The sequence below is a fragment of the Pseudomonas sp. TSO6 genome, from assembly GCF_056098905.1.
Genome location: NZ_JBLZWV010000107.1, coordinates 1 through 272 on the forward strand (window position 1 = coordinate 1; position 272 = coordinate 272).

General features: G+C 64.7%; 1 pseudogene. It reads right to left on the minus strand.

The window, feature by feature from the left end:
• Positions 1-272: pseudogene (locus ACN6NG_RS30005) on the minus strand (glycine/betaine ABC transporter permease); the annotation flags it as partial.

The following is a 272-nucleotide window of genomic DNA, read 5'->3' on the forward strand; positions in this document are numbered from 1 at the left end:
TGCTTTCCAGGCGGTTGCTGCGGGCGCAGACAATGCCCAGCGGGATGCCGATCACCGCGCAGAAGAACACCGAGGTCAGCACCAGTGCCAGGGTGGTCATCGACTCGGCCCAGACCCCGATCAGGCCGAGCAGCGTCAGGGTAACGAAGCACAGCAGCGCCATGCGCTTGCCCGCCAACTGCCAGCCCAGCAGCGATGACAGGAGGATGCCGATGGTGGGCGGAATGCTTTGCAGGGTGAACTCGATGCCGTTGAGCACCTGGTCGATCGGC